The sequence below is a fragment of the Streptomyces sp. NPDC046379 genome, assembly GCF_055587785.1.
Window position 1 is genome coordinate 133,283 of the sequence record NZ_JBVJFP010000009.1, and the last position, 18,815, is coordinate 152,097.

The 18,815-nt window shown below is 70.6% G+C and carries 13 protein-coding genes; 9 read left to right on the forward strand and 4 right to left on the reverse strand.

The features are described from left to right. Positions 1-240: 240 nt before the first annotated feature. Positions 241-1,005, reverse strand: a complete 765-nt coding sequence (locus ACZ6KF_RS17650; protein WP_356626971.1) for an IclR family transcriptional regulator — start codon at positions 1,003-1,005, stop codon at positions 241-243. A 405-nt stretch (positions 1,006-1,410) separates the two neighbouring features. Here ACZ6KF_RS17650 and metH point away from each other — a divergent pair, with 405 nt between their 5' ends. The 4 genes from metH to ACZ6KF_RS17670 all read left to right on the forward strand — a co-directional run bounded on the left by metH (position 1,411) and on the right by ACZ6KF_RS17670 (position 9,482). Beyond that, positions 1,411-4,926, forward strand: a complete 3,516-nt coding sequence (gene metH, locus ACZ6KF_RS17655) for a methionine synthase (protein WP_356626972.1) — start codon at positions 1,411-1,413, stop codon at positions 4,924-4,926. A 137-nt stretch (positions 4,927-5,063) separates the two neighbouring features. After that, entirely contained in the window at positions 5,064-5,789 is a 726-nt protein-coding gene (locus ACZ6KF_RS17660; RefSeq protein ID WP_356626973.1) for an HAD family hydrolase, read from the forward strand. A gap of 419 nt (positions 5,790-6,208) precedes the next feature. After that, a complete protein-coding gene (locus ACZ6KF_RS17665; RefSeq protein WP_356626974.1) occupies positions 6,209-7,813 on the forward strand; it encodes an ABC transporter substrate-binding protein in 1,605 nt (534 codons plus the stop codon). An 88-nt stretch (positions 7,814-7,901) separates the two neighbouring features. Then, entirely contained in the window at positions 7,902-9,482 is a 1,581-nt protein-coding gene (locus ACZ6KF_RS17670) for an ABC transporter substrate-binding protein (protein ID WP_469159109.1), read from the forward strand. An 86-nt stretch (positions 9,483-9,568) separates the two neighbouring features. Here ACZ6KF_RS17670 and ACZ6KF_RS17675 read toward each other — a convergent pair whose 3' ends face one another. After that, positions 9,569-10,240, reverse strand: coding sequence for a response regulator transcription factor (locus tag ACZ6KF_RS17675; RefSeq protein ID WP_356626976.1), 672 nt, complete (start codon positions 10,238-10,240; stop codon positions 9,569-9,571). A gap of 15 nt (positions 10,241-10,255) precedes the next feature. After that, on the reverse strand, positions 10,256-11,209 hold the full coding sequence (locus ACZ6KF_RS17680) for a RecB family exonuclease (RefSeq protein ID WP_356626977.1): 954 nt from the start codon (positions 11,207-11,209) through the stop codon (positions 10,256-10,258). A gap of 139 nt (positions 11,210-11,348) precedes the next feature. On the opposite strand from ACZ6KF_RS17680, the gene ACZ6KF_RS17685 reads away from it, so the two are divergent. The 3 genes from ACZ6KF_RS17685 to ACZ6KF_RS17695 all read left to right on the forward strand — a co-directional run bounded on the left by ACZ6KF_RS17685 (position 11,349) and on the right by ACZ6KF_RS17695 (position 14,664). Then, a complete protein-coding gene (locus ACZ6KF_RS17685) occupies positions 11,349-12,911 on the forward strand; it encodes a site-2 protease family protein (protein ID WP_469159110.1) in 1,563 nt (520 codons plus the stop codon). A gap of 50 nt (positions 12,912-12,961) precedes the next feature. Then, positions 12,962-13,864: a tRNA (adenine-N1)-methyltransferase gene (locus ACZ6KF_RS17690; RefSeq protein ID WP_356626979.1), complete on the forward strand. Its 903-nt coding sequence runs from the start codon at positions 12,962-12,964 to the stop codon at positions 13,862-13,864. Between the two features lie 221 nt (positions 13,865-14,085). After that, positions 14,086-14,664, forward strand: a complete 579-nt coding sequence (locus ACZ6KF_RS17695) for a hypothetical protein (protein WP_469176485.1) — start codon at positions 14,086-14,088, stop codon at positions 14,662-14,664. A gap of 69 nt (positions 14,665-14,733) precedes the next feature. Here the strand turns inward: ACZ6KF_RS17695 and ACZ6KF_RS17700 are convergent, their stop codons facing one another. Continuing rightward, the gene (locus tag ACZ6KF_RS17700; protein WP_356626981.1) at positions 14,734-15,039 is read right to left on the reverse strand and encodes a ferredoxin; all 306 of its coding nucleotides are present in this window, start codon (positions 15,037-15,039) and stop codon (positions 14,734-14,736) included. Between the two features lie 248 nt (positions 15,040-15,287). Here ACZ6KF_RS17700 and arc point away from each other — a divergent pair, with 248 nt between their 5' ends. Together arc and dop are read left to right on the forward strand one after the other, a co-directional pair. After that, on the forward strand, positions 15,288-17,054 hold the full coding sequence (gene arc, locus ACZ6KF_RS17705) for a proteasome ATPase (protein WP_356626982.1): 1,767 nt from the start codon (positions 15,288-15,290) through the stop codon (positions 17,052-17,054). Between the two features lie 243 nt (positions 17,055-17,297). After that, positions 17,298-18,809 carry a depupylase/deamidase Dop gene (dop, locus tag ACZ6KF_RS17710; protein WP_469239150.1) on the forward strand — a complete coding sequence of 504 codons (1,512 nt, stop codon included), beginning with the start codon at positions 17,298-17,300 and terminating at the stop codon, positions 18,807-18,809. Positions 18,810-18,815 lie beyond the last annotated feature (6 nt).

Here is an 18,815-nt window from a genome sequence, read left to right on the forward strand (position 1 = left end):
CCGACCGATGGACGGGAGTCTCGCTTCGGCGTTCCGTGCACGTCAAGAGTTCTGTTGTCGGAAGCCCGATCGTTACTGATTCCCGTGACCTGCCGGTCCGTCCCCTGGGGCGACCGCCGCCTATCTGCGGATAGCGACCGCAGTGCCTGTTGTGAGACGTTTTGTTGCCGTTCCGGGCCGGTTTCAGGGTAGGGCGAGGACCGGGACGGCGTACGGACGTCCCGGTCTCGGCGGGTGTGTCTAGAAGCGCCCGGCGCCCAGGTCGCGGGAGACCGCGCGGGCGCAGTCGCGCACGGCCGCGATCAGGTCGGGGCGCAGCTCGCCGTCCCGGCACAGCCGCTCCACGGCCCCCGTGATGCCGACCGAGCCGACCGGCATCCGCCGCCGGTCGTGGATGGGCGCGGCGACGGACGCCACGCCCTCCCAGGTCTCCTCCACGTCGGCGGCGTAGCCCCGTGCGCGCGTGAGGTCGAGGATGTGCTCGAAGGCGGCCGCGTCGCAGACGGTGCGGTCGGTGAAGGGTTTGCGGTCGGCCTCGAGCGCCTCGCTGTGGGCGACCGGGTCGTAGGCGGAGAGCACCTTGCCCAGCGCGGTGGAGTGCAGCGGCTGCATGGCCCCGATCTCCAGGACCTGCCGGCTGTCGTCGGGGCGGAAGACGTGGTGCACGATGAGCACGCCCTGCTGGTGCAGGACGCCGAGATAGACGCTCTCGCCGCTCGAACGGGCCAGGTCGTCGGTCCACACCAGGGCGCGGGCGCGCAGTTCGTGCACGTCCAGATACGTGGTGCCCAGGCGCAGCAGCTCGGCGCCCAGCTGGTACCGCCCGGATGCCTCGTCCTGCTCGACGAAGCCCTCCTGCTGGAGGGTGCGCAGGATGCCGTGGGCGGTGCCCTTGGCGAGGCCCAGCGACGAGGCGATGTCCGACAGGCCCAGCCGCCGCTCGCCGCCCGCGAGCAAGCGCAGCATCGCCGCCGCCCGTTCGAGCGACTGGATGTTCCGTGCCATCGCCGTCCTGCCCTCCGTCCCTTCGACCGTCGAGCAGCGCTTGCGGCTGCCGCTGTCAGGTACTGTCCGCCGTTCGGCAATGTCGAACACTACCGGTCCATGCCGACCTCCCGCCAATGGCAGGCCGGGAGTTGCCTCCGGGACGCCGCCCGCCCTCGGCGGTGTCCCGCCCCGCCGCGGTGTGCGCCGGGGCGGTCCGTGTCGTGGACCACCTGACCCTAGGGCCTCGATCCCGGCTACCCTGGCGGCGTGCGCCTTCCGCCGGGGACAAGCCGGTGACCTTCCTCCGGAGCCGTCCGGCCGTCCGGAGCCGTCCGGAGACACCGGAGGGATCCGGGACACCGGACGGGTCCGGCGGGGGAAAGCGCAAAGCCGACAGCCGTCGCATTATCAGGGAGCCCTTACATGGCCTCGTCGCCGCAGTCCACCTCCGCCGACACCCGGACCCGTGTGTCCGCCCTCCGTGAGGCCCTCGCCACCCGCGTGGTGGTCGCCGACGGAGCCATGGGCACGATGCTCCAGGCCCAGGAACCCACCCTCGACGACTTCCAGAACCTCGAGGGCTGCAACGAGGTCCTCAACGTCACCCGCCCCGACATCGTCCGCTCGGTGCACTCCGCCTACTTCGACGCGGGCGTCGACTGTGTCGAGACCAACACCTTCGGCGCCAACCTCAGCGCCCTCGGCGAGTACGACATCGCCGACCGCATCCACGAGCTGTCCGAGGCCGGCGCCCGCATCGCCCGCGAGACCGCCGACGAGTTCACCGGCCGCACCGGACAGCAGCGCTGGGTCCTCGGCTCCATGGGCCCCGGCACCAAGCTGCCCACCCTCGGCCACACCACCTTCGCCGCCATCCGCGACGCCTACCAGAAGAACGCCGAGGGCCTCCTCGCCGGCGGCGCCGACGCGCTGCTCGTGGAGACCACCCAGGACCTGCTGCAGACCAAGGCCTCCGTCGTCGCCGCCCGCCGCGCCATGCAGGCCGCCGGATACGACGTCCCGCTGATCGTCTCCGTCACCGTCGAGACCACCGGCACCATGCTGCTCGGCTCCGAGATCGGCGCCGCGCTCACCGCGCTGGAGCCGCTCGGCATCGACATGATCGGCCTGAACTGCGCCACCGGCCCCGCCGAGATGAGCGAGCACCTGCGCTTCCTCGCCCGCCACTCCCGCGTCCCGCTGTCCTGCATGCCGAACGCCGGACTGCCCGTGCTCACCTCGGACGGCGCCCACTACCCGCTCGGCGCCCCCGAACTGGCCGACGCCCAGGAGAACTTCGTCCGCGACTACGGCCTGTCCCTGGTCGGCGGCTGCTGCGGCACGACCCCCGAGCACCTGCGCCAGGTCGTCGAGCGGGTCCGCGGCCTCGCTCCCGCCGAGCGCTCCCCGCGCCCCGAGCCGGGCGCCGCCTCCCTCTACCAGTCGGTGCCGTTCCGTCAGGACACCTCGTACCTGGCGATCGGCGAGCGCACCAACGCCAACGGCTCCAAGAAGTTCCGCGAGGCCATGCTGGAGGGCCGCTGGGACGACTGCGTGGAGATGGTGCGGGAGCAGATCCGCGAGGGCGCGCACATGCTCGACCTGTGCGTGGACTACGTCGGCCGGGACGGCGTCGCCGACATGGAGGAGCTGGCGGGCCGCTTCGCCACCGCCTCCACGCTGCCGATCGTGCTGGACTCCACCGAGGTCGAGGTCATCCGGGCCGGCCTGGAGAAGCTCGGCGGACGCGCGGTCATCAACTCCGTCAACTACGAGGACGGCGACGGCCCCGACTCCCGCTTCGCCAAGGTCACCCGGCTCGCCCGGGAGCACGGCGCCGCCCTGATCGCGCTCACCATCGACGAGGAGGGCCAGGCCCGCACCGTCGAGAAGAAGGTCGAGATCGCCGAACGGCTGATCGCCGACCTGACGGGCAACTGGGGCATCCGCGAGGAGGACATCCTCATCGACTGCCTCACCTTCACCATCTGCACCGGCCAGGAGGAGTCCCGCAAGGACGGCATCGCCACCATCGAGGCCATCCGCGAGCTCAAGCGCCGCCACCCCGACGTGCAGACCACGCTCGGCCTGTCCAACATCTCCTTCGGCCTCAACCCGGCCGCCCGCATCCTGCTCAATTCCGTCTTCCTCGACGAGTGCGTCAAGGCCGGCCTGGACTCCGCGATCGTCCACGCCTCCAAGATCCTCCCCATCGCCCGCTTCAGCGAGGAGGAGGTGCAGACCGCCCTCGACCTGATCCACGACCGGCGCACCGAGGGCTACGACCCCCTCCAGAAGCTGATGCAGCTCTTCGAGGGCGCCACCGCCAAGTCCCTGAAGGCCGGCAAGGCCGAGGAACTGGCCGCGCTCCCGCTGGACGAGCGCCTCAAGCGCCGGATCATCGACGGCGAGCGCAACGGCCTGGAGGCCGACCTGGACGAGGCGCTGAAGGACCGCCCCGCCCTGGACATCGTCAACGACACCCTGCTCGACGGCATGAAGGTCGTCGGCGAGCTGTTCGGCTCCGGCCAGATGCAGCTGCCGTTCGTCCTCCAGTCCGCCGAGGTGATGAAGACCGCCGTCGCCCACCTCGAACCGCACATGGAGAAGACCGACGACGAGGGCAAGGGCACCATCGTGCTCGCCACCGTCCGCGGCGACGTCCACGACATCGGCAAGAACCTCGTCGACATCATCCTCTCCAACAACGGCTACACCGTCGTCAACCTCGGCATCAAGCAGCCCGTCTCCGCGATCCTGGAAGCCGCCGAGGAGCACCGCGCCGACGTCATCGGCATGTCCGGTCTCCTCGTCAAGTCCACCGTGATCATGAAGGAGAACCTCGAGGAGCTGAACGCCCGGGGCCTGGCCGCGAACTACCCGGTCATCCTCGGCGGCGCCGCCCTCACCCGCGCCTACGTCGAGCAGGACCTGCACGAGATCTACGAGGGCGAGGTCCGCTACGCCCGCGACGCCTTCGAGGGTCTGCGCCTGATGGACGCCCTCATCGGCGTCAAGCGCGGTGTGCCCGGCGCCAAGCTCCCCGAGCTCAAGCAGCGCCGGGTGCGGGCCGCGGCCCCCGCCGTCGTCGAGGAGCACCCGGAGGAGGGCCACGTCCGCTCCGACGTCGCCACCGACAACCCGGTCCCGAGCCCGCCCTTCTGGGGCACCCGCGTCGTCAAGGGCATCCAGCTGCGCGAGTACGCCTCCTGGCTCGACGAGGGCGCCCTGTTCAAGGGGCAGTGGGGCCTCAAGCAGGCCCGCACCGGCGAGGGACCGTCGTACGAGGAACTCGTGGAGACCGAGGGCCGCCCCAGGCTGCGCGGGCTGCTCGACAAGCTCCAGACGGAGAACCTGCTGGAGGCGGCCGTCGTCTACGGCTACTTCCCGTGCGTCTCCAAGGACGACGACCTGATCATCCTGGACGAGGCCGGCAACGAACGCACCCGCTTCACCTTCCCCCGCCAGCGCCGCGGCCGCCGGCTGTGCCTCGCCGACTTCTTCCGCCCGGAGGAGTCCGGCGAGACCGACGTCGTCGGCCTCCAGGTCGTCACCGTCGGCTCCCGCATCGGCGAGGAGACCGCCCGGCTGTTCGAGTCCGACTCCTACCGCGAGTACCTGGAGCTGCACGGCCTGTCCGTCCAGCTCGCCGAGGCCCTCGCCGAGTACTGGCACGCGCGCGTGCGCTCCGAGCTGGGCTTCGCCGGAGAGGACCCCGCCGACGTCGAGGAGATGTTCGCGCTCAAGTACCGCGGCGCCCGCTTCTCCCTCGGCTACGGCGCCTGCCCCGACCTGGAGGACCGCGCCAAGATCGCGGACCTGCTGGAGCCGGAGCGGATCGGCGTCCGCCTCTCGGAGGAGTTCCAGCTCCACCCCGAGCAGTCCACCGACGCCATCGTCATCCACCACCCGGAGGCCAAGTACTTCAACGCCCGGTGACCGCCGGGCGGGCCTGCGCCCACCCTCCGTGACGCCGTTCACCGCAAAAGGATCGGCCGCGTCGTACAATGGTCGGTCCACGACAGGCCGGTTCCCGCCCGGGAACCGGCCTGGTCGTCCCTCAAGGAGGTACGTGGATGACGACAACGCTTCCCGCGCCCGACGCCCGGACGGCCGACGGCTCGGCCCTGCAGGCCGTGCTCCTCGACATGGACGGCACCCTCGTCGACACCGAGGGCTTCTGGTGGGAGGTCGAGGCGGAGGTCTTCGCCTCCCTCGGCCACACCCTGGACGACTCCTGGCGCCATGTCGTGGTCGGCGGCCCCATGAGCCGCAGCGCGGGCTTCCTGATCGAGGCCACCGGCGCCGACATCACCCTCGCCGAACTGACCGTGCTGCTCAACCAGGGGTTCGAGAAGCGCATCGACCGGCACCTGCCGCTGATGCCGGGCGCCACCCGGCTGCTCGCCGAGCTCGCCGCCCACGACGTCCCCACCGCCCTCGTCTCCGCCTCGCACCGCCGCATCATCGACCGCGTGCTCGCCTCCCTCGGCGCCCAGCACTTCGCCCTCACCGTGGCCGGCGACGAGGTCGCCCGCACCAAACCGCACCCCGATCCCTACCTGGTCGCCGCCGCCGGGCTCGGCGCGGACCCGACCCGCTGCGCCGTCGTGGAGGACACCGCGACCGGCGTCGCCGCCGCCGAGGCCGCCGGCTGCCATGTCGTGGCCGTCCCCTCCGTCGCCCCCATCGCCCCGGCCCCCCGGCGCACCGTGGTGCACTCCCTCGAAGAGGTCGACCTGGCATTTCTGCGCGGCCTGATGACATTCACCGCCCAGCAGTCCACCCCGGCGGAAAGCTGAAAGGACATCAATTTCCGGTCCCCGGCCCGACCCTGGAACGCCGGAAATCCGAACCGATTCCGAACGCCCCCGGGCGACTGTCAACCGCCTCCTCACACCCGGCCGACCGGGTGAGGTTCCTCACGCCGACCGGCCTCGACAGCCCGTCGCGTATGTGCTTCACGCCCCCTTTGCCGGGCCGTCGGCCGGACCATGTGCCCCGATTCGTGGGACGCTGCACGAATCCTTCCCCCGTCGGGTTTTCGGTGCGTCCACGCCCGGTTTCGCAGCGTGATGAACACCCAACTCCGGTTGCCGTGAAGCCCTCTGCGGGCGCCCATTAATCTCGTCGCGAGAACACCACTCGCACCACCCGTGATCCGCGGCGCCACCCCTGCATGCCGGGTACACGGACCTGACAGCTCTGGAGAAACTCGAGCATGAACCGCAAGACCCTGGTGCTGCCGGCCGTCGTCGGCCTGCTCGCCCCCGTACTCGCCGCCTGCGGCGGATCGGACGGCGGAAGCGGGGACGGGGACGCCATCGTCGTCGGCACCACGGACCGGTTCGTCACCTCCGAGGAAGCCCCCGCGCCCCTCGACCCCGCCTACGCCTACGACGTCGGCACCTGGAACGTCCTGCGCCAGACCGTGCAGACCCTGATGATCCAGCCCCGCGGCGACGGCCAGCCCGTCCCCGAGGCCGCCCAGAGCTGCTCCTTCACCGACACCGGCAACGAACGCTACGCCTGCAAACTGCGCCCCGGCCTGAAGTTCGCCGGCGGCGACGCCATCACCGCCGAGGACGTCAAGTTCTCCATCGACCGCGCCCGCTCCCTCAAGGCCGACAGCGGCGTCTTCGCCCTGCTGTCCACCATCGACACCGTCGAGACCAAGGGCGACGACGAAGTCATCTTCCACCTCAGGACCGCCGACGCCACCTTCCCGTACAAGCTGTCCACCCCGGTCGCCGGCATCGTCAACGCCGAGGACTACGAGAAGGACAAGCTGCGCGAGGGCTTCTCCGTCGACGGCTCAGGCCCCTACACGCTGCGGGCCGAGGAGAGCGACGGACAGGTCACCAGGGCCGTGTTCACCAAGAACGCCGACTACCGGGGCGCCCTCGAGGTGAACAACGAGAAGGTCGAGATGGTCCCCTACGAGGACGCCGACGCCATGGGCGCCGCCCTCGCCGACGGCGACATCGACCTGATGACCCGTTCCATGACCCCCGAGCAGATCCAGAAGCTCGCCACCGACTCCGAGGACGCCGTCGACCTCATCGACATGCCCGGCCTCGAGATCCGCTACCTGGCCTTCAACACCGACGCGCCCTCCGTCAAGGACAAGGCCGTACGCCAGGCCATGGCCCAGCTCGTCGACCGCACCGCCCTCGTCTCCGAGGTCTACGGCTCCCAGGCCGAGCCCCTCTACTCGCTCGTCCCGGCCTCCGTCACCGGCCACTCCAACGCCTTCTTCAACAAGTACGGCGACCCGGACCCCGACAAGGCCGAGGACCTCCTCGCCGACGCCGACGTCGCCACCCCGGTGAAGCTGACCCTGCACTACACGACCGACCACTACGGCGCCGCCACCAAGAAGGAGTTCGAGGTGCTGAAGAAGCAGCTCAACTCCAGCGGCCTGTTCGACGTCACCGTCGAGGGCGCCCCGTGGGAGACCTTCGTGCCCGCCGAGCGCAACGGCGAGTACGACGTGTGGGGCATGGGCTGGTTCCCCGACTTCGCCGACGCCGACAACTTCCTCGCGCCCTTCCTGGACGACGACAACTTCCTCAGGTCGCCGTACGCCAACAGCCGGATCCGGGGCACCCTGATCCCCGACTCCCGCCGCGAGGCCGACCGGTCCGCCGCCGTCGAGAGCGTCACGGAGATCCAGGACATCGTGGCCGAGGACGTGCCGATCCTGCCGCTGTGGCAGGGCAAGCAGTACGCCGCCGCACGCGACGACGTGACCGGCGCCGCCTACGCGCTCAACTCCTCCTCCACCCTCCAGCTGTGGGAGCTCGGCCGCGGTGTGAGCGGCTGACGCCACCCCTTCGTGCCCGGCGCCCCCGACCGAGGCGCCGGGACCCTTCCGAGAACGACGCTTCGAGAACGACGTAAGGCACACGCACGTGAACATGCGCACCCAGTGGCCCGTCCTGCCGATCGTGGCAGGACTGGCCTCCGGCCTGCTGACCGGATGCGGAACGGAGACCGGGGGCTCCGGCGACAACGGCTCGAACGTGGTCATGGGGATGTCCGACGACGTCCTGGCCACCGACCCCGCCTCCGGCTACGACCCCGGCTCCTGGCTGTTGTTCAACAACGTCTTCCAGTCGCTGCTCAGCTTCCCCAAGGGCGGCACCGAACCGCAGCCCGAGGCCGCCAGCGCCTGCGCCTTCACCGACACCGAGACCAAGGTCTACAAGTGCACCCTGAAGGACGGCCTGAAGTTCAGCAACGGTGACGCCCTCACCTCCGAGGACGTCAAGTTCTCCTTCGACCGCATGCTGAAGATCGACGACGCCGAGGGCCCGGCGATCATGTTCCCCATGCTGGACGAGGTCGAGACCCCGGACGAGAAGACCGTCGTCTTCCGGCTGAAGGTGCCCGACGCCACCTTCCCCAGCAAGATCGCCTCCGGCGCCGGCTCCATCGTCAACCACCGCGAGTACGACGCCGACGGCCTGCGCGAGGACGGCGGCGCCGTCGGCTCCGGCCCCTACAAGCTGGAGTCCTTCACCGAGGACGAGGCCGTCTTCTCCGTCAACGAGCACTACAAGGGCACCGCCGAGGTACAGAACGACGGCGTCACCCTCAAGTTCTTCCACGGCGACCAGAGCGCCCTCAAGAAGGCCCTCCAGAACGGCGACGTCGACATCGCCTACCGAGGCCTGAGCGCCGGCGACATCGCCGACATCGAGAAGGCGTCCGACAGCGCCGGCATCGAGGTCATCGAGGGCAGCAGCGCCGAGGTCCAGCACCTCGTCTTCAACATGGACGACCCCGTCGCCGGCCGGCTCGGCGTCCGCAAGGCCATCGCCCACCTCATCGACCGCGAAGCCCTGATCAAGGACGTCTACCAGGGCACCGCGTCCCCGCTGTACTCGATCATCCCGGCCGGCATCGGCGGCCACAACACCGCCTTCTTCGACACCTACGGCGCCGGCCCCTCCAAGGCCAAGGCCGAGGCCGCGCTGCGCGCCGACGGCATCACCGACACGGTCCGGCTCACCCTCTGGTCGACGCCCTCCCGCTACGGCCCCGCCACCGACCAGGAGCTCAAGGCCATCGCCGGGCAGCTCAACGAGAGCGGCCTGTTCGAGGCGGACGTCAAGTCCGTCCCCTTCGAGCAGTACGAGAAGGACATCGCCGCCGGCAAGTACGGCGTCTACGTCAAGGGCTGGGTGCCCGACTACCCCGACGCCGACAACTTCACCGCGCCGTTCTTCGGCGAGGGCAACGTCCTCGACAACAACTACGCCAACGGCACCATCACCGGCACCCTCATCCCGCGCACGGCGGCCATGAGCGACCGCGCCGCCACCGACGACGAGTACGGGCGGCTCCAGGACATCGTCGCCGACGAACTGCCCGTCCTGCCGGTGTGGCAGGCCAAGCAGTACGCCGTCGTCCGGGACGGCGTGTACGGCCTCGAGTACTGCCTCGACGCCTCGACCGTGTTCCGCTTCTGGGAGATCAGCAAGGCCTGACCCGGCGCCGAACACACCGGAGGGCGCCCGCCTCGACGAAGCGGGCGCCCTCCCGGCGTCCTGGGATGCCCGGCGGCCTCGGCCGCTCACTGCGCGCCGGGACGCACCAGACCGCTCTCGTACGCGTACACCGCGGCCTGCACCCGGTCCCGCAGCCCCAGCTTCGTCAGCACATGACCCACATGCGTCTTGACGGTCGTCTCGCTGACGAACAGATCCGCGGCGATCTCCGCGTTCGACAGCCCGCGGGCGACCAGCTTCAGCACCTCCACCTCACGCTCGGTGAGCGTGTTCAGCGTGTCGGGCACCGGCTCCTCGCCGGACGGCAGATGCGTGGCGTACTTGTCCAGCAGCCGGCGCGTGATGCTCGGCGCGAGCATCGCCTCCCCGGCCGCCACCACCCGGATGGCCTGCACCAGCTCGTTGGCCGGCGCGTCCTTCAGCAGGAAACCGCTGGCCCCCGCCTTCAGCGCCTCCACCACGTACTCGTCCAGATCGAACGTCGTCAGCACCAGCACCTTCGCCGGGCCGTCCCGGCCGGGACCGGTGATCTGCCGGGTCGCCTCCACGCCGTCCATCCGCGGCATACGGATGTCCATGAGCACCACGTCGGGCTGCAGGGCCCGCACCTGGTCGAGCGCCTGAAGGCCGTCACCGGCCTCCCCGACGACCGCGATGTCCTGCTCCGCCTCCAGGATCATCCGGAAGCCCGTACGCAGCAGCGGCTGGTCGTCGACCAGTAGGACACGGATGGCCACGTAAGTCTCCTTCGGCTAGTCCGCGCCCATTCTGCCCTGCGCCACGGGGCCCGACTCGACCGCCCTCACCGGCAGCGGATAGGGCGGGGGAGTGCCGCCGAACTCCGGGCACACCGACTGGTGATCGCACCAGCCGCACAGCTTCGTCGGGCGCGGCCGCCAGTCGCCGCTCTCGGTGGCCTGCGAGATCGCCTCCCACAACGCCAGCAGCTTGCGCTCCACCCGCTCCAGATCGGCCACGACCGGGTCGTACGTCAGCACGTCGCCGCTGCCGAGATACACCAGCTGGAGCCGGCGGGGCACCACCCGCTTCAGCCGCCACACCACCAGGGCGTAGAACTTCATCTGGAACAGCGCGCCCTCGGCGTACTCCGGGCGCGGAGCCTTGCCCGTCTTGTAGTCGACGATCCGCACCTCCCCGGTCGGCGCCACGTCGACCCGGTCGATGATCCCGCGCAGCCGCAGCCCCGACTCCAGCTCCGCCTCCACGAACAGCTCCCGCTCGGCCGGCTCCAGCCGGCTCGGGTCCTCCAGCGTGAACCATCGCTCCACCAGCCGCTCCGCCTCGCCCAGCCAGCGCGCCAGCCGCTCGCCCCGCGGATCGTCCGCGAACAGCTCGGCCACCTCCGGCCGGGACTCCCGCAGCCGGTCCCACTGCCCCGGGATCAGCGCCTTGGCGCGCGGCGCGGTGCGCTCCGCGGCCGGGGCGTCGAAGAGCCGCTCCAGCACCGAGTGCACCAGCGTGCCCCGGGTCGCCGCCTCGCTCGGCTTCTCCGGCAGCCGGTCGATCACCCGGAACCGGTACAGCAGCGGGCACTGCATGAAGTCACCGGCACGCGACGGCGACAGCGAGGACGGAGGCATGACCACGCGCTCACGGGAAACACTGACGGCGGCGGCCGCCCCCGTAGCGGTATCGCCCTGGCCGATGCTGTGGGCCTCCGTCGCGCCCCCGGTGCTGGTCTCCATGCCCACAGACCATACGGCCCGCCACTGACAGCGACCCAGTCGCGGTGCCGGGGCGGAACGCGACGCGGGGTCCGCATACCATCGACCCCAGACCCTTCCGCCCCGGCAGGCGCGGAAGACGCTGAAACGAGGGGACACCGTGAACGAGAGCGGCGGGAGCGGGCAGCCGCGGCCGGGCACCGAACAGCCGACCGAACACCGACCCACGCCCTCCCCGACCCGCCCACCGGGCGACACGGCCGGCCCGGCCCCCGACGAGCGCCCCGAGACGCCGGCCGAGGAGGCCGAGGAGACCCGGGGCGAGCCCGACTCGGCCACCCCCGCCCCGGACGCACGCCCCGAGTCGCCGGCACCCGAGTCACCGGCACCCGAGACGTCCCCGGCCCCCACGCCCGCGCCGACCCCGACCCCGGCCTCCCCGGAGGACGCGCCCGCCCGCGCCCCCCAGTCCCCGCCCCCCGCCGACCGCCCCGCCTCCCCGCCCCGGCCCCCCGCGGGCGGCGCCAAGGGACAGCCCGCCTTCGGAGACGCGCCCGCCGCACAGCGGCCCGAACCCGGCGGCGGCCTGCTGATGGGACGGCCCTTCGGGGTGCCCGTGTACGTCGCGCCCAGCTGGTTCCTCGTCGCCGCCCTGATCACCTGGGTCTTCGGCGGACAGCTGGACCGCGTCCTGCCCGAGCTGGGCGCCGCCCGCTACCTCGTCTCCCTCTTCTTCGCCGTCGCCTTCTACGCCTCCGTACTCGTCCACGAGCTGGCCCACACCGTCGCCGCCCTCCGTTTCAAACTCCCCGTGCGCCGCATCCAGCTCCAGTTCTTCGGCGGCGTCTCCGAGATCGAGAAGGACGCCGAAACCCCCGGCCGGGAGTTCGTCCTCGCCTTCGTCGGCCCTCTGCTCTCCCTCGTCCTCGCCGGCCTCTTCTACCTCGCCCTGCTCCCCGTCGAGCCCGGCACCGTCCCCGGCGTCCTGCTGGCCGGCCTGATGATCTCCAACCTCATCGTCGCCGCCTTCAACCTCCTGCCCGGCCTCCCCCTCGACGGCGGCCGCATGCTCCGCGCCGTCGTCTGGAAGATCACCGGCAAGCCCATGACCGGCACCGTCGCCGCCGCCTGGGTGGGCCGCGCCCTCGCCGTCTCCGTCCTGATCGGCCTGCCCCTGCTCACCCAGTCGGGCGCCCTCGGCTCCGACGCCGTCGACAACGTCGGCATGGACACCGTCATGGACGCCCTGCTCGCCGCGATCCTCGCCGCCATCATCTGGACCGGCGCCGGCAACAGCCTGCGCGTCGCCCGCCTGCGCGAGCACCTCCCCGAACTGCGTGCCCGCACCCTCACCCGCCGGGCCGTCCCCGTCGAGAGCCACACCCCCCTCTCCGAGGCCCTGCGCCGCGCCAACGCCGCCGGAGCCCGCGCCCTCGTCGTCGTCGACTCCGACGGCAGCCCGCACTCCCTCGTCCGCGAGACCGCCATCGTCGGCGTACCCGAACACCGCCGCCCCTGGGTCACCGTCGGCGGCCTCGCCCAGGAGATCACCGACGGCATGCGCGTCTCCGCCGAACTCGCCGGCGAGGACCTGCTCGAAGCCCTGCGCGCCACCCCCGCCACCGAATACCTCGTCGTCGAGGACACCGGCGCCATCTACGGCGTCCTGTCCGCCGCCGACGTCGAGCGCGCCTTCGTGAAGGCCATGGCCAGGCCCTCCTAGCCGCCCGGCCGGTGGTCGGCGCCTCCGCCGACGACCGGTAGGCTGGTCACATGTCCGAACCGACCGGTGCCGCCCGCCGTCGCGGGCCCTTCAAGGTCGGGGACCAGGTACAGCTGACCGACCCCAAGGGCCGCCACTACACGTTCACGCTCGAAGCCGGGAAGAACTTCCACACCCACAAGGGTTCCTTCCCGCACGACGAACTGATCGGCGCACCCGAGGGCAGCGTTGTCCGCACCACCGGGAACGTCGCCTACCTCGCGCTGCGCCCCCTGCTCCCCGACTACGTCCTGTCCATGCCCCGCGGGGCCGCCGTCGTCTACCCCAAGGACGCCGGGCAGATCCTCGCCTTCGCCGACATCTTCCCCGGCGCCCGCGTCGTGGAGGCCGGCGTCGGCTCGGGCTCGCTCAGCAGCTTCCTGCTGCGCGCCATCGGCGACCAGGGCATGCTGCACAGCTACGAGCGCCGCGCCGACTTCGCCGAGATCGCCCAGGCCAACGTCGAACGCTACTTCGGCGGCCCGCACCCCGCCTGGCAGCTCACCGTCGGCGACCTCCAGGACAACCTGTCCGACACCGACGTCGACCGCGTCATCCTCGACATGCTCGCCCCCTGGGAATGCCTGGAGGCCGTCTCCAAGGCGCTCGTCCCCGGCGGCATCCTGTGCTGCTACGTCGCCACCACCACCCAGCTCGCCCGGACCGTCGAGTCCATCCGCGAGATCGGCTCCTTCAACGAGCCGACCGCCTGGGAGACGATGATCCGCAACTGGCACATCGAGGGCCTCGCCGTCCGCCCCGACCACCGGATGATCGGCCACACCGGCTTCCTCCTCACCGCCCGCCGCCTCGCCGACGGCGTCGAGCCGCCCATGCGCCGCCGCCGCCCCGCCAAGGGCGCCTACGGCGAGGACTACTCCGGACCCAACGCCGACGGCGGAATGGGCCGCTGACCCACCCGGGCCGTCGCGCACCCGGTGCCCCCGCACGGCCAACGCCACCACGCCGTGGCCGAGTTCCCGCAGACCGCCGGGAACCCGGCCACGGCGTCCGCGCATTGACACCCCGCCACCGCCCACCACCGGGCGGCCGACCCCACCGTTCACAGGCACCACGGCGTGTGGCACCATGCAGGCCACCCCCACCGGCACAGCCCTCACGGGAGACACTCCTAGTGCAGCACTCCGCGGTCCCGGAACTGGCCCACGCCCACACCCGCCCCATTCACTGGCTGGCCACCGCCACCGCCGTCGCCGGCGTGGTCGCCCTCTCCTCGATGCTCCAGCCCGACCCGGCGACCGCCGCCCAGACCCCCCGCCACCAGGCGCAGCCCGCCGCCCCCGCCGCCGCGCCCCCGACCACCGACGGCGTCGACTTCCCCATCGAGTGCGGCCCCGTCGACGCCGTGGTGGAACGCAAGCAGTCCACCGACCTCGACGGCGACCACCGGCCCGAGACCGTCGCCGTCGTCCACTGCGACGCCGGCATCAGCACCCCGCCCGACGGCGTCTACGTCCTCACCCGGGCCGCGGGCCAGGCGGCCCCCCGCGTCGTCGCCACCCTCCTCGACCCCAAGGACCGGTACACCGTCCGCGACTTCACCGCCCGCGACGGCGCCGTGCTCGCGACCCTCCTCGGCTACTCCTCCGACTCCGTGCCGACCTGCTGCCCCGACGTCGAGGAGAGCGCGAAGTGGCAGTGGAAGAACGGTGCGTTCGTCCGCTCGTCACCCGCCGAGGCCCGCAGCGTCTGACCGCCGCATCCCGGCCCTGCTCCGCCGGTGTGAGAAATCAGACAGCCCTAACCCACCGTAAAGATCAAGTCACTCCGCGTCCGGACCGAAGACCTCGACCCCGTCCGAAACCCGACGCACATGGATGCATTCGCCCGGACACTCCCGAGCCGAGTCCACCACGTCCGTGAGAAGCGGCAACGGCACGGGCGTTGTCGCCCCCGCCGCCTGCAACAGCTCGTCGTCCGCGCCCTTCACATAGGCCAGACCATCGATGTCCAGCTCGAACACCTCGGGCGCGTACTGGACGCAGATGCCGTCGCCGGTGCACAGATCCTGATCGATCCACACCTCCAGGGCCTCACCCTCGACTCCGGCCTCCTGCTGCACGGTCACTCTCCTGCCCTCTTCCTTCCGTAACGAACCGAACGGGAATCCGGCCAGCTCTGACGGGTGTTGAACGCTTCGACCCTACCTCCGGCTGCTTTTCCATCGCGTTCCGTGGGTATTCCCCTGGCGTGAGGGAGAGCGCAAGGGTGAAGATCGGACACACCCCGACAGTCTTTGTGATCTAGGGGTTTCAATCGACACCCACCCAGGTAGGGTCTGGAAGCGTCCAGCTCCCCTTGGAGGAGGTGAGGACCGTGGCAGCCCACGACGACGACATGAACCGCGGCATCCGCCCGGGACGCGGGTCCGACGACCCGGCCGGGCAGATTGCCTACCTTGAGCAGGAGATCGCCGTCCTGCGACGCAAGCTCGCCGACTCTCCGCGACACACGAGGATTCTCGAAGAGCGGATCGTCGAGCTGCAGACCAACCTGGCCGGCGTGTCCGCCCAGAACGAACGACTCGCCAACACCCTGCGCGAGGCCCGCGACCAGATCGTGGCCCTCAAGGAAGAGGTCGACCGGCTCGCCCAGCCGCCCGCCGGCTTCGGCGTCTTCCTGCAGGCCAACGACGACGGCACCGCCGACATCTTCACCGGCGGCCGCAAGCTCCGGGTGAACGTCAGCCCCAGCGTCGAGCTCGACGAGCTGCGGCGCGGCCAGGAAGTCATGCTCAACGAAGCGCTCAACGTGGTCGAGGCCATGCAGTTCGAGCGCGTCGGCGAGATCGTCACCCTCAAGGAGATCCTCGAGGACGGCGAGCGCGCCCTGGTGCTCGGGCACACCGACGAGGAACGGGTGGTACGGCTCGCCGAGCCGCTGCTGGACGTGACCATCCGCGCCGGCGACGCCCTGCTGCTCGAACCCCGCTCCGGCTACGTCTACGAGGTCGTGCCCAAGAGCGAGGTCGAGGAACTCGTCCTCGAAGAGGTCCCCGACATCGGCTACGAGCAGATCGGCGGCCTCGGCAACCAGATCGAGGCCATCCGGGACGCGGTCGAGCTGCCGTACCTCTACCCGGACCTGTTCAAGGAGCACGAACTGCGCCCGCCCAAGGGCGTCCTGCTCTACGGCCCCCCCGGATGCGGCAAGACGCTCATCGCCAAGGCCGTCGCCAACTCGCTGGCCAAGAAGGTCGCCGAGGTCACCGGCCAGGCCGCCGGCAAGAGCTTCTTCCTCAACATCAAGGGCCCCGAGCTGCTGAACAAGTACGTCGGCGAGACGGAGCGGCAGATCCGCCTCGTCTTCCAGCGGGCCCGCGAGAAGGCCAGCGAGGGCACCCCCGTCATCGTCTTCTTCGACGAGATGGAATCCCTCTTCCGCACCCGCGGCTCCGGCGTCAGCTCCGACGTCGAGAACACCATCGTTCCGCAGCTCCTCGCCGAGATCGACGGCGTCGAGGGCCTGCAGAACGTGGTCGTGATCGGCGCCTCCAACCGCGAGGACATGATCGACCCGGCCATCCTGCGCCCCGGCCGGCTCGACGTGAAGATCAAGATCGAGCGTCCCGACGCCGAAGCCGCCAAGGACATCTTCGGCAAGTACCTGACAGAGCGGCTCCCGCTGCACTCCGAGGACCTCGGAGAGCACGGCGGAGACCGGGGCGCATGCGTCCAGGCCATGATCCAGACGGCCGTGGAACACATGTACGCCGAATCCGAGGAGAACCGCTTCCTCGAGGTCACCTACGCCAACGGCGACAAGGAAGTCCTCTACTTCAAGGACTTCAATTCCGGCGCCATGATCGAGAACATCGTGGGCCGCGCCAAGAAAATGGCGATCAAGGACTTCCTCGAACACCAGCAGAAGGGTCTGCGCGTCTCCCATCTCCTCCAGGCCTGCGTGGACGAGTTCAAGGAGAACGAGGACCTGCCCAACACCACCAACCCGGACGACTGGGCCCGGATCTCCGGAAAGAAGGGCGAGCGGATCGTCTACATCCGCACCCTGATCACCGGAAAGCAGGGATCCGACACCGGCCGCTCCATCGACACCGTGGCGAACACCGGGCAGTACCTTTAAAGCACAGGGCGGCTGCGGGTGCCCCGCCGGGTACCCGCAGCCGACTGCTTTTCCGGCCACGGCCGCAATGGAACCGCGCAAGGCAATGACGCAAATGATCTCCCCACCAGCGCAAAGGCGTTCTAGGCTCTTCCATACCGCCGAACCGCCGGTCGCGGGCACCGGCACCGCGCACACCACCCGGCGCCGGCGGGATCTGAGCGGCGCCCGCGACCGAGGGAGCCGCCGGGCAAGGAGGGCCGCATGACCGTACGGCGAGTAATGGGCATCGAGACGGAGTACGGGATCTCCGTCCCCGGCCACCCCAACGCCAATGCCATGCTCACCTCGTCCCAGATCGTCAACGCCTACGCGGCGGCGATGCACCGGGCCCGCCGGGCCCGCTGGGACTTCGAGGAGGAGAACCCCCTGCGGGACGCCCGAGGCTTCGACCTCGCCCGCGAGGTCGCCGACTCCAGCCAGCTCACCGACGAGGACATCGGCCTCGCCAACGTCATCCTCACCAACGGCGCCCGCCTCTACGTCGACCACGCCCACCCCGAATACAGCGCCCCCGAGGTCACCAACCCCCGGGACGCCGTCCTCTGGGACAAGGCCGGCGAACGGATCATGGCCGAGGCCGCCGAGCGGGCCGCGCAGCTGCCCGGCGCCCAGCCGATCCACCTCTACAAGAACAACACCGACAACAAAGGCGCCTCCTACGGCACCCACGAGAACTACCTGATGAAGCGGGAGACCCCCTTCTCGGACATCGTGCGCCACCTGACGCCCTTCTTCGTCTCCCGCCAGGTCTTCGCCGGCGCCGGCCGCGTCGGCATCGGCCAGGACGGCCACGAACACGGCTTCCAGCTCAGCCAGCGCGCCGACTACTTCGAGGTCGAGGTCGGTCTCGAGACCACCCTCAAGCGCCCGATCATCAACACCCGCGACGAGCCGCACGCCGACGCCGAGAAATACCGCCGGCTCCACGTGATCATCGGCGACGCCAACCTCTCCGAGATCTCGACCTACCTCAAGCTGGGCACCACGGCCCTGGTCCTGTCCATGATCGAGGACGGCTTCATCGCCGTCGACCTGGCCGTCGACCAGCCCGTCCGCACCCTGCACCAGGTCTCCCACGACCCGACCCTCAAGCGGCTCGTCACCCTGCGCAGCGGCCGGACGCTCACCGCGGTCCAGCTCCAGATGGAGTACTTCGAGCTGTCCCGCAAATACGTCGAGGAACGCTTCGGGGTCGACGCCGACGACCAGACCAAGGACGTCCTCGCCCGCTGGGAGGACACCCTCAACCGGCTCGAACGCGACCCCATGAGCCTCGCCGGAGAGCTCGACTGGGTCGCCAAACGCGAACTGATGGAGGGCTACCGGCGCCGCGACGGCCTCGACTGGGACGCCGCCCGGCTCCACCTGGTCGACCTCCAGTACGCCGACGTACGCCCCGACAAGGGCCTCTACAACCGCCTCGCCGCCCGCGGCCGCATCAAGCGCCTGCTGGACGAGGCGGAGGTCCAGCGGGCCGTCACCAAGCCCCCGGAGGACACCCGCGCCTACTTCCGCGGACGCTGCCTGGAGCAGTACGCCGACGACGTCGCCGCGGCCTCCTGGGACTCGGTCATCTTCGACCTCCCGGGCCGGGACTCGCTCCAGCGGGTCCCAACCCTGGAACCGCTTCGCGGAACGCGTAATCACGTCAAGGAGCTCCTGGACCGCTGCCGCACCGCGGAGGACCTGGTCAAGGTCCTTTCCGGCGGCTGAGGGGTA